Source organism: Streptomyces sp. NPDC001536 (genome assembly GCF_042894505.1).
GTDB lineage: Bacteria > Actinomycetota > Actinomycetes > Streptomycetales > Streptomycetaceae > Streptomyces.
This window is the reverse complement of the sequence record NZ_JBIAVQ010000004.1, coordinates 112,969-125,898: the sequence shown is the minus strand read 5'-3', so window position 1 is coordinate 125,898 and position 12,930 is coordinate 112,969. Positions and strand designations below refer to the sequence as shown.

The following is a 12,930-nucleotide window of genomic DNA, read 5'->3' as shown; positions in this document are numbered from 1 at the left end:
CCTGCGCCTAAGAGCCCGGTCACGGACGCCCGGCCGCGCCGGAGACCGAACGCGGATCGAAGCCGTAGGGCAGCTCCAGCCGGTGGGCGCGCATCAGGTCGTCGTCGGAGAGCAGTTCGGCCGTCTTGCCGTCGGCGGCGATGACGCCCTCGCTGAGGATCAGGGCGCGGGGGCACAGCTCCAGGGCGTACGGGAGGTCGTGCGTGACCATGAGGACCGTGACGTCCAGGGAGCGCAGGATGTCGGCGAGTTCGCGGCGGGAGGCGGGGTCGAGGTTGGAGGACGGCTCGTCCAGGACGAGGATCTCCGGCTCCATGGCGAGCACGGTCGCGACCGCCACCCGGCGCCGCTGTCCGAAGGAGAGGTGGTGCGGCGGGCGGTCCTTGAACTCCGCCATGCCGACCTGCGCCAGCGCATGATCGACGCGCGCCTCCAGTTCCGCGCCCTTCACACCCGCCGCGGCCGGACCGAACGCCACGTCCTCGCGGACCGTCGGCATGAACAACTGGTCGTCCGGGTCCTGGAAGACGATGCCGACCTTGCGCCGGATCTCGGCCATGTGCTGCTTGCCGACGGGCAGCCCGGCGACCTTCACCGTGCCCGTGCCGCCGGACAGGATGCCGTTGAGGTGGAGCACGAGGGTCGTCTTGCCGGCGCCGTTCGGGCCGAGCAGCGCGACACGTTCGCCGCGCGCGACGGAGAAGTCCACGCCGAACAGGGCCTGGTGGCCGTCGGGGTAGGCGTAGGCGAGGCCGGAGACCTCCAGAGATGCGGTCACAGGGTCCATCCCAGCAGACATACGACGAGGGCGGCGAAGGGGAGCGCGAACGCGTACGTCCACTGCGCCCGGGAAGCGGTCACCTCGTCGATGACCGGCATCGAACCGGCGTACCCGCGGCTGACCATGGCGAGGTGGACGCGCTCACCGCGTTCGTAGGAGCGGATGAACAGGGCGCCCGCCGACTTCGCGAGCACGCCCCAGTGGCGCACGCCGGACGCCTCGAACCCGCGTGACTCCCGCGCGATCCGCATCCGCCGCATCTCGTCGGTGATGACGTCGCCGTAGCGGATCATGAAGGACGCGATCTGCACGAGCAGCGGCGGCAGCTTCAACCGCTGCAGCCCCAGCAGGAGTTCCCGCAGCTCGGTGGTGGAGGCGAGCAGCACGGAGGCGGCGACGCCGAGGGTGCCCTTGGCGAGCACGTTCCAGGCGCCCCACAGCCCGCTCTCGCTGAGGGACATCCCGAGCACGTCGACGCGCTCGCCCTCCGCCACGAACGGCAGCAGCACCGCGAAGGCGACGAACGGCACCTCGATGAGCAGCCGCTTCAGCACGAACCCGGCCGGCACGCGCGCGAGGCGGGCGACAACGCCCAGCAGCACGGCGTACAGCCCGAAGGCCCACATCGCCTCGCGCGGTGTCGAGACGACGACCACCACGAAACAGAAGACCGCGGCGAGCTTGGTGTGCGGCGGCAGGCCGTGCACGGGCGAGTGCCCGTGCCGGTACAGCTTGTGCGCGTGCCCGGCCCCCACGTCAGGCGACCGTGGTGCTCACCGGAGAGGCGTCCTGGGTACGGCGCCTGCGCACCGCCCAGAAGATCCCCGTGCCCGCGACGACCGTGACGCCCACGCCGATCACGCCCGCGAGACCGCCGGAGAGCCGGGCGTTGTCGACGTCCTTGACGCCGTAGTCGGCGAGCGGGGAGTCGGCGGCGGCGTGGTCCTCGACCTTGGCGTCGATGCCCTTGTCCGCGGCGACCTTCTCCAGGCCGTCCGGGCTGGCGGAGGCGTAGAAGCTGACCACACCCGCGAGGACGAGGGAGGTGGCGAGGCCGGCCAGCCACACCGTGCGGTGCGAGGAGCGGGCGGCGGCCGGGACGGGCTCGGCGGCCGGAACGTCCACCAACTCGCCGTTGACCCGCAGCTTGAGCTTCTGCTGGAGGCCGCGCGCCCCGTACACGAGGTCGGGGCGTACGGCGATGACGGCGCCGACGGTCAGCGCGGTGATCGCGGCCTCGCCGATGCCGATGAGGACATGCACGCCGACCATGGCGGTCGCGACCTTGCCGATGGCGACGTCGGTGGTGCCGCCGATCCCGTAGATGAGGGTGAAGGCGAGGGCCGCGGCCGGCACGGACAGGACGGCGGCGGCGAAGGAGGCGGCGGTGACGGACCGGCGGGTGCGCGGCAGCACCTTCACCAGGCCGCGGAAGACGGCGTACGCCACGACCGTCGTCACACAGCCCATGACGGTGATGTTCACGCCGAGCGCGGTCAGACCGCCGTCCGCGAAGAGGATGCCCTGCATGAGCAGGACGACGGAGACGCACAGGACCCCTGTGTAGGGGCCGACGAGTATCGCCGCCAGCGCACCTCCCAGGAGATGGCCGCTGGTCCCCGCGGCGACGGGGAAGTTCAGCATCTGTACGGCGAAGATGAACGCCGCCACCAGGCCGGCCAGCGGCGCGGTGCGTTCGTCGAGCTCGCGGCGGGCGCCGCGCAGGGACACCGCGACGGCCGCCGCGGCTACTGCTCCGGCGGCGGCGGATGTGGGGGCGTCGATGAATCCGTCAGGCACATGCACGCATCGATGATGTGGCTTAATGCGAATGTTTTGCAAGAGCGAGTCTCTCGTGCATCGTGCAGCGAGATGTTCTACGCCCGGGGGCGCGATCGGAAAAATATGCGACATTGGAGAGGAAGCGGGCGCACAGCTTCCGCACAGGTCACGGAGCGTAAGGGGCCGAACCGATGTCCGTAGTCGAGCAGTACGCGCGAGCCCACATCGTCACGGACACCGACATCGCGGTGGCGGAACCCGAGGCCGTCCCGGTCGTGCTGCGCTACGACCCCGACACCGACCCGCGCGCGGTACGCGTCGGCCTTCCCGGCCCGCACGAGTGGACCTTCCAGCGTGAGCTGCTGGAGCAGGGCCTGCGGGCGCCCGTCGAGGCCGGGGACGTCCGGGTGTGGCCGTGCGGCCGGGTGCAGGCCGTCGTGGAGTTCCACTCCGCCAAGGGTGTCTCCGTGGTGCAGTTCGAGTCGAAGGCCCTGCTGAGGTTCCTGCGCCGGACGTACACGGCCACTCCCGTACGGGGTTAGCCGCCCAGCTTCAGCAGCGCCGCCACGATCGGTCCCGCGGTGTCACCGCCGTGCCCGCCCGCCTGGACCACACCGGCCGCCGCCAGGTCGCCGCGGTACGCCGTGAACCAGCCGTTGGGCTTCTTCTGCCCGTCGACCTCGGCCGAGCCCGTCTTCGCGCCGACGTTGCCGTAGACCCCCTGCATCGCCTCGGCCGCCGTGCCGTAGGCCGCCGTGTACGACATGAGCTCACGCAGCTGGGAGAGCGTGCCCGACGACATCGTGCGCGAGGCCTTCGCCAGCGTCCGCCCGTCCACGTCCGGTGAGACGAGATAGGGCTGCCTGAAGACGCCCGACTCGACGGTCGCCGACACCGACGCCATGTTCAGCGGGTTCATCCGCACCCCGCCCTGGCCGATCAGCGAGGCCGCCATCTGGGCCTGCGACTGCACCGGCACCGCGCCGTCGAAGGTGGGCACGCCGACCGCCCAGTTGTTCAACCCCAGGCCGAAGACCTGCTGGGCCTGCTTGGTCAGCGAGTCGTCGTCCAGCTCGGGCGCCTGGCTGATGAAGGCGGTGTTGCAGGAGCGGGCGAAGCTCGCCTTGAAGGTGCCGTCCTTGATCTGGAACTTGTCGTCGTTCTGGAACTTCCAGCCGCCGTACGTGAAGTACTTCGGGCACGGGTGCGTTTTGTCCGCCGACGCGAGGTCCTTCTCGATCAGCAGTGACGAGGTGATCACCTTCATCGTGGAACCCGGGGCCAGCGAGCCCTGGAAGGCGACGTTGAAGCCGTGGGAGGCGTTCGCGGCGGCCAGGATCTCCCCGGTCGAGGGACGCAGCACCACCACGGACGACTTCGCCTTCTTCGCGACCTGCGCCTCGGCGGCCGCCTGCATGGCCGGGCTGAGCGTGGTCTTCACCGTGCCCGGCGTGCCCTTGCTCAGCGTCAGCAGGGTCTTGTCGGACAGCTTGTCCGCCTTGGCCTCCTTGCCGCGCACGACCTGGAGTTCGCCCCCCGCCTTGCCGCCGGCCTTCTTGCCGTACTTCTCCCGCAGCCCGTCCAGGACCGAGCCCAGCGACGGGTACTTCTTCTCGGTGATCTCCCCGCCGTCCCGGTCGAGCGCCTTGATCGGCGGGGTCCCGGACTCGCCGGTGACCAGGGTGTCGCCGTCCTTGAGGTCGGGGTGGACGACGGAGGAGTGCCAGTCGACCCGCGGTTTGCCGGTGGCGGTGTCGCGCACGACGGTCAGTGAGCTGTCGTACGCCAGCGGCTTGACGGTGTCCTTGTACGACACCTTCGCCTTCACGGAGAAGGGGACCTTGTCGCCGGTGAGGGCGCCGGGGGTGAGGGTGACGTCCTTGAGGTGGGCGTCCTTGGTGTAGCCGGTGAGCAGCTTCGCGGCCGCCTCGGTGTCGTCCGTGACGGCCGCGGCCTGCGTCACCTTGCCCGACTGCCAGGACGTGAGGAAGGTCCGCGCCGCTGTGTCGACCTCCGTCGCCGACAGCGGGCCGGTCTTGACCTTCGGCTTCTCGTCGGCGACGGCGGACGTGCGGTCCTCGGCCGCCGCCCCGCCGCCGTACAGGGCGTACCCGGCGAAGCCCGCGCCGCCGACGACCACGGCGATCATCCCGCCGATCACGGCGGGACGATTCGTCTTCCGTCGCTCGGCGACGCGCCTTCTCTTGCCCACAGCCCTCTGTCCTCCGCGCTTCCCAGGGTCCCCGTTGCCCTCGTCCCTCACCTCAACGACGGCAACCACCCTAGAGTCCCGTCCTGTGCGGGTGAGTTCAGCCTCCCGCCGCCAGGACGGCCTTCACGATCGGGCCGGCCGCGTCGACGCCGTGGCCGCCCTGTTCGGTCATGGCCGCCGCGGCGACATCATCGCGGAACCCGGTGAACCAGCTGTTCGAGGTGGCCACATTGTCCACCTCGGCCGAACCGGTCTTCGCCCCGATGTCCCCGCCGAGCCCCCGCATGACCGGTGCCGCGGTGCCCTGGGTGGCCGTCAGCCGCATCATCTGCTTCAGCTGGGAGGCCGTGTTGTACGGCAGTCCCTTGGCCGTCGCCAGCTTCCGGCCGTCCAGCTTCGGCGAGACCAGATAGGGCTGGCGGAAGGTGCCGGTGATCGCGGTCGCCGTCACGGACGCCATGTTCAGCGGGTTCATGGTGACCTTGCCCTGGCCGATGGCGTTGGCCGCGCGGTCCGGACCGGCCTCGGCGGGCACGCTGCCGTCGACGGAGGTGATGCCGGTCTTCCAGTCGTCCCGGCCGAGCCCGAAGCGGGTCTGCGCCTCCGTGGTCAGTGACTCGTCCGTGAGCGGCTTCTCGTCGATCAGCTTGATGAAGGCCGTGTTGCAGGACCGCATGAAGCTGTTGGCGAGCGTGGCGCTCTCGTTGGGCTCCATGTTCTTGATGTTGCGGAAGGTCTGCCCCTGCCACATCGCGTCGTCCGGACAGGGCGCCGGGCCGTTCATCGAGGTCACGCCGTTGTCGATGAGCATCGCCGAGGTGATGATCTTCATCGTGGAACCGGGCGGCTGCGCGCCCTCGAAGGCCGCGTTGAAGCCGTCGTCGCGGTGGTTGGCGACCGCCAGCACCTCGCCCGTGGTCGGCTTGACCGCCACCACCGAGGAGTTGGCGTACTTCGTCACCGCGGTCTCGGCCGCCGCCTGCGCGCTCGCGCTGATCGTGGTTTGCAGCTTGCCCGCCTTGCCCTGGGAGAGGGTCAGCAGCGGGGTGTCCGGCGCTCCGTCGCCGTCGTGCCGGACGAACAGCTCGACGCCAGGGGTGCCGCCCGCCTTCGCGCCGTACTTGGCGCGCAGGGCGTCCAGGATCGGGCCCAGCGAGGGGTATTTGTCCTTCGTCAGCACCTTGCCGTCGCGGTCCACCGCCTCGATGGGCGGGGTCGCCGACTGGCTGGTGACGAGGGTGTCCTGAGCCGTCCTCAGCTCGGGATGGACCACGGTCGGCTTCCAGTCGACCAGCGCCTTGCCCGTGGTGAGACCGCGCACGACTCTCAGACTGCTCTTGTACGTCAGGGGCTTGGAGTCGCCCTGATACGACACCTTCGCCTTCACCGTGAACGGCACGGTGGTCTTCTGCGCGGCCCCCGGCGTGATCTTCACGTCCGTGATGTGCGCCTCGTCGGCGTAGGCCGTCAGCAGGATCCGGGCCGCGCCGTCGTTGTTCGTGTACGCCGCCGCGGAGGCCGCGGCGCCTTTCTCCCAGGCGGCGAAGAACTTCTCCGAGGTCTCCTTCACCTCGTCACCGCTCGGCGGCCCCGACTTCACCTCGGACCCGCCCGACCCCCCGTCACCGTTCAGCGCGGACACGATGTTGAACGCGCCGTAACCGGCACCACCCACCATCACGGCGAACACGCTGCCTATGACGGCGGTTTTGACCCCCTTGCCCATGGAACCGAACCCCTCCCCGTTATCAGTCCTCGCACTGTATGGGGCGTGGGGGAATCCTGTGAGACCTGTTTCCTTTTGTTGACCGAAGGGAGATCGGGTCCCGGGCCGACCGTAACCGGAATCATATATTTCTCTTGATCGTTACGGACTCTGCGTGAGAGCCTGCGCGCTCCTTGACATTCTCCAGATCGGAAAATCACCGAGATGAATGCAATATCACGGGGTCGTCTTACGGCAGTCGCCGCCGCGGCGGCATGCCTGGTGATCGGAACGGCCACGACTGCCAGCGCGGGCACCAACTCGCCCATCTCCAACGCGAGCAACGGTGACGGCTACGCGTACTTCGTGGCCGACGGCGACAACTTCATCGTCTACGACGGCAAGTGCGACGGCGACACCGTCTGGGCCCAGCTGACCTGGTACAAGTCCGGTGAGGGCTGGCACTACCGGACGGTCCGCAACACGTCCGGGTGCAACATCGAGGACACCCGGCACCCGTGGAACATCCCCGAGGGCGCGTCCGTGTGGGTGCGGGCCTGCGGCAGCGTGGAGGACAACTACTCCAACAGCGGCGACGGCTACCTCGGCACCGGCCACGACTGCGACTTCACGCAGGGCGGCCAGCGCGGCGTGGCCTGACCCGCCGGCGAGCCCCTGTCCCCCCGCTCACAGGGGGGCGGGGGCTCGCGGCTAGACCCAGGTGTCCAGCCACATCCGTGACCGCCAGTCGTCGATCGGGATCGCCGTCCCGGTGTACAGCGGCCAGAAGTAGATGAAGTTCCAGGCGATCAGCAGCACCAGCACGCCCGCCCCCGTGGCCCCCGCCACCCGCCGGGTGTCGCTCGACCCCGGTGGGCCGATGATCGCGCCGAGCATCATCGCGACGGCCAGGCACAGGAACGGCAGGAAGACGACGGCGTAGAAGAAGAAGATCGTGCGCTCCTGGTACATGAACCAGGGGAGGTAGCCCGCCGCGATGCCGCAGGCGATCGCGCCCGCGCGCCAGTCCCGGCGGAAGAGCCAGCGCCACAGGACGTAGGCGATCGCGAAGGCGGCCGCCCACCACAGCAGCGGGGTGCCGATGGCGAGGACCTCGCGGGCGCACTTCTCGCCGGCGTCGACGGGGCAGCCGTCGTTGCCGGGCGCGGGGGACTCGTAGAAGAACGAGACCGGGCGGCCGTCGACGATCCAGCTCCACGGGTTGGACTGGTACGTGTGCGGCGAGTGCAGGCCGACGTGGAACTCGTAGACCTGGTGCTCGTAGTGCCACAGGCTGCGCCACCAGTCCGGGAACAGCCAGGACCAGTCGCTGTTCCTGCCGTCCGTCGCGGCCCAGTTGCGGTAGTAGCCGCCGGTGCCGTCGGTGGGGGAGAGGATCCAGCCGATCCACGAGGCGAGGTACGTGACGATCGCCACCGGCACGGTCGCCAGGAAGGTCAGGCCCAGGTCGCGCTTGAGGACCGCCTCGTACGGGTGGCGGGCGCCGGCGACCTTGCGGGAGCCGACGTCCCACAGGACGGCCATGACGCAGAACGCGGCCAGGATGTAGAGGCCGTTCCACTTGGTGCCGATGGCCAGGCCCAGCATCAGACCGGCCAGCCAGCGCCAGGGGCGCCATCCGAAGCGGGTCGTCTCGGCGACGCGCGCGTCCGGGCGGGCCCGGCCGTCCGCGTCGAGCGGCAGCGCGGCCGCGAGCCTCTCCCGGGCCCTGTCCCGGTCGACGACCAGGCAGCCGAACGCGGCCAGCACGAAGAACATCAGCACGCCGTCGAGCAGCGAGGTGCGGGCCATCACGAAGGCCAGCCCGTCCACCGCCATCAGCGCGCCGGCCAGACAGCCCAGGAACGTCGAGCGGAAGATCCGGCGGCCGATACGGCACAGCATCAGCACCGACAGGGTGCCGAGCAGCGCCGTCATGAACCGCCAGCCGAACGGGTCGAACCCGAAGATCAGCTCGCCGAGCCCGATGACGTACTTGCCGACCGGCGGATGCACGACGTACGACGGGTCCGTCGGGATCGACACCTTGCCGCCGACGTCCAGGATCAGGTCGTTGGCGTTCTTGTCCCAGTTGACCTCGAAGCCGCGGTGGACGAGCGCCCAAGCGTCCTTGGCGTAGTACGTCTCATCGAATATCACCGCCTTCGGGCTGCCCAGGTTCCAGAACCGGATGACGCCCGCGAACAGCGTGACGAGCAGCGGACCGCCCCAGCCGGACCAGCGCACGATCCGGTCGACCAGCGCCTTCGGCAGCCCGAGCGCCGCCCACATCCGCGGGTTGGGCCGTGTGTACGGCGGTACGAGCCGGTCGCGCACGTCGCTTCCCGGCCCCGCCGTATAGCCGAAACGGCGCAGCCGCTGCTGCCACGACGGCCGCTGGTCCTGCGGTGCCTGGGCCTGCCGGGTGTCCGTGGAGTCCATGGACGACGCTGTACTGGTCACCGCGCCATCGTAGGGAACACGGCTGTGGGAGTCCCGTGGATGGGTCCTGCGAGGATGGAAACGTGACAGGAACCCTAGTTTTGGCAGGCACCCCCATCGGCGACACCGCGGACGCCCCGCCCCGGCTCGCCGCGGAACTGGCCGGTGCGGACGTGGTCGCCGCCGAGGACACCCGACGGCTGCGGCGCCTCACCCAGGCGCTCGGGGTGACGCCCAAGGGGCGGGTCGTGTCGTACTTCGAGGGCAACGAGGCCGCCCGTACGCCGGAGCTGGTCGAGGAGCTCGTCGGCGGCGCGCGCGTGCTGCTCGTCACGGACGCCGGGATGCCGTCGGTGTCGGACCCCGGCTACCGGCTGGTGGCGGCCGCGGTGGAGAAGGACATCCGCGTCACCGCCGTACCCGGCCCCTCCGCCGTCCTCACCGCGCTCGCCCTCTCCGGCCTGCCCGTCGACCGGTTCTGCTTCGAGGGGTTCCTGCCGCGCAAGGCGGGCGAACGGCTGACCCGGCTGCGGGAGGTCGCAGGCGAGCGGCGCACCCTCGTGTACTTCGAGGCCCCGCACCGGCTCGACGACACCCTCGCCGCGATGGCCGAGGTGTTCGGCGCGGAGCGGCGGGCCGCCGTCTGCCGCGAGCTGACCAAGACGTACGAAGAGGTCAAGCGCGGTCCGCTGGCGGAGCTCGCCGCGTGGGCGGCCGAGGGCGTACGGGGTGAGATCACCGTCGTCGTCGAGGGCGCGCCGGACAAGGGGCCCGAGGAGCTCGACGCCGCCGAACTGGTGCGCAGGGTCCGGGTGCGCGAGGAGGCGGGCGAGCGGCGCAAGGAGGCGATCGCGGCGGTCGCGGCGGAGGCGGGGCTGCCCAAGCGGGAGGTCTTCGACGCGGTGGTGGCGGCCAAGAACGCGGCCTCCGAGAAGTAGGAGCGTGACCCAGCGCACATGCCCTCTGAGCAGGGCGCATGTCTTCTGAGCGTGCGCCCCACGGGCAGGCAAAGGGGGAGGGCCGACGGCAAAGCGCAGCCCCTGCCGTAAGGGCCGTTTCGGCAAGGAAAGTCCAAGACGGTGCCAACACTCGACAGGGCTGATGCATTCGCTCCCGCGGAGGCGTCCACTGGTGGAAGGGACGCACCCGTCCCGGTGTCCAGCGGACCAGAGGAGCTGGCATGAGCGAGATCGCAGGGCAGACCGCCGCACTGCGCAGCGGCGCCACCGCCGTCGTCCACGAGTCGTACTCCTTCGCCTGCATGCGCTGCGGGCACGGCTGGGAGCAGTCGTACGAGATCGAGCACCACACCGGTGCCGACGGCCACGACTTCGTCATCTACGTCGCCGACGGCCAGGTCGTGCCGTCGCCGCTGAGCCGGCCCACGTGCCACAACTGCGACGGGCACGTGGTGCGGATCATGCGGCCGGGGCAGGTGTCCTCGGTGCTCGACGCCGTGCACCGACAGCAGCGCCGCGCCCCGCTGGCCGAGGCGCCCGAGGTGCCCGCGCAGGCCGGGGAACGCCACCACTGGCAGCTGTCCGATCTCCTGCACCCGTTCCACCACCGCAAGGCCGGCTGAAGCCCCGCCTCCCCCCGGGGAAAGGGCATGCCCCTTTCGTAGGATCGGGGCATGCCCTCCTCAAGCTCCAGCGCTCGCGAGAAGAACGCGGCGCCGCCGCTGCCCGAACCCCTCCGGGTGCCCGTCGCCGACTCCCACACCCACCTCGACATGCAGTCCGGGACGGTGGAGGAGGGCCTCGCGAAGGCCGCGTCGGTGGGCGTGACGACGGTCGTGCAGGTCGGCTGCGACGTACGGGGCTCCCGGTGGGCCGCGGAGACGGCGGCACGGTACGACGCCGTCCACGCGACTGTCGCCCTGCACCCCAACGAGGCGCCGCGCATCGTCCACGGCGACCCCGACGGCTGGTCCCGGCAGGGCGCGCGGCAGCCAGGGGGCACGCAGGCGCTCGACGAGGCGCTCGCGGAGATCGAGCGCCTGGCCGCGCTCCCGCAGGTCAAGGGCGTCGGCGAGACCGGCCTCGACTACTTCCGCACCGGGCCCGAGGGCAAGGAGGCGCAGGAGCGCTCCTTCCGCGCCCACATCGAGATCGCCAAGCGGCACGGCAAGGCCCTCGTCATCCACGACCGCGACGCCCACGCCGACGTCCTGCGCGTGCTCAAGGAGGAGGGCGCCCCCGAGCGCACCGTCTTCCACTGCTACTCCGGCGACGCCGAGATGGCGGAGATCTGCGCCCGCGCCGGATACTTCATGTCCTTCGCCGGCAACGTCACCTTCAAGAACGCCCAGAACCTGCGGGACGCGGTCGCGGTGGCCCCGTCGGAGCTGCTCCTCGTGGAGACCGACGCGCCCTTCCTGACGCCCGCGCCGTACCGCGGACGGCCCAACGCGCCCTATCTCATTCCGGTCACCGTGCGCGCGATGGCCGCCGTACGCGGGATCGACGAGGACGCGTTGGCCACCGCACTCGCCTCGAACACCGCGCGGGCGTTCGGTTACTGACCCGATCGGCTGTCACCCCCCGTAGTCGCGTCGCTTTGGAGAGTGACGGCCGCTCCGCTAGGTTCTGGGTCTCTCTGGACCCTGGAGCGTGTCGGCGTGAGCAACTCCCAGTACCAGACGTACGAGACGTACGGCCCGGACGATCCGTACGGCGCGGCCTACGACCCGCACACCGCGGAGACGGTGGCGTACGGCGTCCAGGTCGCGCCGACGCTGCCGATGCCCGTGTCGTACGAGGACACGTACCGGCCGGCCTACGACCTGGCCGAGGCGCCCGCGCCCGCCCCGCACCCCGGCGCGAACCGGCGGGCCGCGCGCCGGCGGAAGGCGCGGGGCGCCGAGCGCGCGGACAGCGCCATGCGCCGGCTGCTGCCGCAGGCGCTGGTCGTCGCGTTCCTCGCCGGCGGCACCACCGCGTTCGTCGCCAAGGACAAGGCGATCGAGCTGACCGTCGACGGCAAGCCGCGCACCCTGCACACCTTCGCCGACGACGTGACCGAGCTGCTCGCCGACGAGGGGGTCGACGTGGGGGCGCACGACGTGGTCGCGCCCGCGCCCGGGACGGCGCTCTCCAGCGGCGACGAGATCGCGGTGCACTACGGGCGCCCGGTGCGGCTCACGCTCGACGGCGAGCGGCGCGAGGTGTGGACGACGGCGCGCACGGTGGACGGGGCGCTCAAGCAGCTGGGGGTGCGCGCGGAGGGCGCGTATGTGTCGACCTCGCGCTCCCGGCCGATCGGGCGCGAGGGGCTCACCCTGGACGTGCGCACCGAGCGCGCGGTCACGGTCATGGCGGACGGCCGGTCGCGCGTCGTGCGCACGAACGCGGCGACCGTGGGGGAGGTCGTCGAGGAGGCCGGCATCACCCTGCGCGGACAGGACACCACGTCGGTCCCGCCGGGGAGCTTCCCGCGCGACGGGCAGACCGTCACCGTGCTGCGGATCACCGGGACCAGGGAGGTCCGCGACGAGGTGATCCCGTTCCGGGTGGCGCGGACCGAGGACCCCTCGCTGTTCAAGGGCACGGAGGTCGTCGAGCAGGCGGGGCGGGCGGGGCTGCGGCGGGTCACGTACTCCGTGCGGACCGTCAACGGCGTCAAGCAGAAGCCGCGGCGCATCAAGGCCGAGGTGGTGCGGGAGGCGCGGACGCAGATCGTGAAGGTGGGCACCAAGCCGCTGCCGATGTCCGTGCAGGGTGCGGACGGGCTGGACTGGCAGCAGCTGGCGAGGTGCGAGTCGGGGGGCCGGCCCGACGCGGTGGACCCGTCGGGGACGTACGGCGGGCTGTACCAGTTCGACACCCGGACCTGGCAGGGGCTGGGCGGCAGCGGACGGCCGCAGGACGCACCGGCGGCCGAGCAGACCTTCCGGGCGAAGAAGCTGTATGTGCAGCGGGGCGCCAGTCCGTGGCCGCACTGCGGGAGGCGGTTGCACGGGTGAGGGGTGCCCCGCAGCGCCCGCGGCGCCCGCAGCGCCCCGTACCC

12 protein-coding genes are annotated in these 12,930 nt (G+C 71.0%); 6 read left to right on the top strand and 6 right to left on the bottom strand.

All coding sequences use genetic code 11. The annotated features are described in order from the left end of the window. Window positions 1–19: 19 nt before the first annotated feature. From ACFY0U_RS13410 to ACFY0U_RS13400, 3 genes are read right to left on the bottom strand one after another with little or no spacing between them, the layout of a single operon-like run. A complete protein-coding gene (locus ACFY0U_RS13410; protein WP_388634621.1) occupies window positions 20–787 on the bottom strand; it encodes an energy-coupling factor ABC transporter ATP-binding protein in 768 nt (255 codons plus the stop codon). Further along, window positions 775–1,536, bottom strand: coding sequence for a cobalt ECF transporter T component CbiQ (gene cbiQ, locus ACFY0U_RS13405; protein WP_388634619.1), 762 nt, complete (start codon window positions 1,534–1,536; stop codon window positions 775–777). The genes ACFY0U_RS13410 and cbiQ overlap by 13 nt, the downstream gene beginning before the upstream one ends. A gap of 1 nt (window position 1,537) precedes the next feature. After that, complete coding sequence (locus tag ACFY0U_RS13400) at window positions 1,538–2,587, bottom strand: energy-coupling factor ABC transporter permease (RefSeq protein ID WP_388634617.1); 1,050 nt, start codon at window positions 2,585–2,587, stop codon at window positions 1,538–1,540. Between the two features lie 167 nt (window positions 2,588–2,754). Between ACFY0U_RS13400 and ACFY0U_RS13395 the strand changes: the two genes are divergently transcribed. Then, a complete protein-coding gene (locus tag ACFY0U_RS13395) occupies window positions 2,755–3,105 on the top strand; it encodes an SsgA family sporulation/cell division regulator (protein ID WP_388634615.1) in 351 nt (116 codons plus the stop codon). Here the strand turns inward: ACFY0U_RS13395 and ACFY0U_RS13390 are convergent. Then, a complete protein-coding gene (locus ACFY0U_RS13390; RefSeq protein WP_388634613.1) occupies window positions 3,102–4,775 on the bottom strand; it encodes a penicillin-binding transpeptidase domain-containing protein in 1,674 nt (557 codons plus the stop codon). The genes ACFY0U_RS13395 and ACFY0U_RS13390 overlap by 4 nt on opposite strands. A 97-nt stretch (window positions 4,776–4,872) precedes the next feature. Further along, a complete protein-coding gene (locus ACFY0U_RS13385) occupies window positions 4,873–6,501 on the bottom strand; it encodes a penicillin-binding transpeptidase domain-containing protein (protein ID WP_388634611.1) in 1,629 nt (542 codons plus the stop codon). A gap of 204 nt (window positions 6,502–6,705) precedes the next feature. Between ACFY0U_RS13385 and ACFY0U_RS13380 the strand changes: the two genes are divergently transcribed. After that, window positions 6,706–7,140, top strand: a complete 435-nt coding sequence (locus ACFY0U_RS13380) for a hypothetical protein (RefSeq protein WP_388634609.1) — start codon at window positions 6,706–6,708, stop codon at window positions 7,138–7,140. Between the two features lie 51 nt (window positions 7,141–7,191). Here the strand turns inward: ACFY0U_RS13380 and ACFY0U_RS13375 are convergent, their stop codons facing one another. Beyond that, complete coding sequence (locus ACFY0U_RS13375; RefSeq protein WP_388634607.1) at window positions 7,192–8,943, bottom strand: dolichyl-phosphate-mannose--protein mannosyltransferase; 1,752 nt, start codon at window positions 8,941–8,943, stop codon at window positions 7,192–7,194. 62 nt (window positions 8,944–9,005) lie between these two features. Between ACFY0U_RS13375 and rsmI the strand changes: the two genes are divergently transcribed. The 4 genes from rsmI to ACFY0U_RS13355 all read left to right on the top strand — a co-directional run bounded on the left by rsmI (window position 9,006) and on the right by ACFY0U_RS13355 (window position 12,886). Next, entirely contained in the window at window positions 9,006–9,860 is an 855-nt protein-coding gene (gene rsmI, locus ACFY0U_RS13370; protein ID WP_388634605.1) for a 16S rRNA (cytidine(1402)-2'-O)-methyltransferase, read from the top strand. Window positions 9,861–10,102: 242 nt separating this feature from the next. After that, the gene (locus ACFY0U_RS13365) at window positions 10,103–10,504 is read left to right on the top strand and encodes a hypothetical protein (protein ID WP_388634603.1); all 402 of its coding nucleotides are present in this window, start codon (window positions 10,103–10,105) and stop codon (window positions 10,502–10,504) included. Window positions 10,505–10,555: 51 nt separating this feature from the next. Then, on the top strand, window positions 10,556–11,446 hold the full coding sequence (locus ACFY0U_RS13360) for a TatD family hydrolase (protein WP_388634601.1): 891 nt from the start codon (window positions 10,556–10,558) through the stop codon (window positions 11,444–11,446). Window positions 11,447–11,542: 96 nt separating this feature from the next. Next, the gene (locus ACFY0U_RS13355) at window positions 11,543–12,886 is read left to right on the top strand and encodes a ubiquitin-like domain-containing protein (RefSeq protein WP_388634599.1); all 1,344 of its coding nucleotides are present in this window, start codon (window positions 11,543–11,545) and stop codon (window positions 12,884–12,886) included. Window positions 12,887–12,930: the final 44 nt, after the last annotated feature.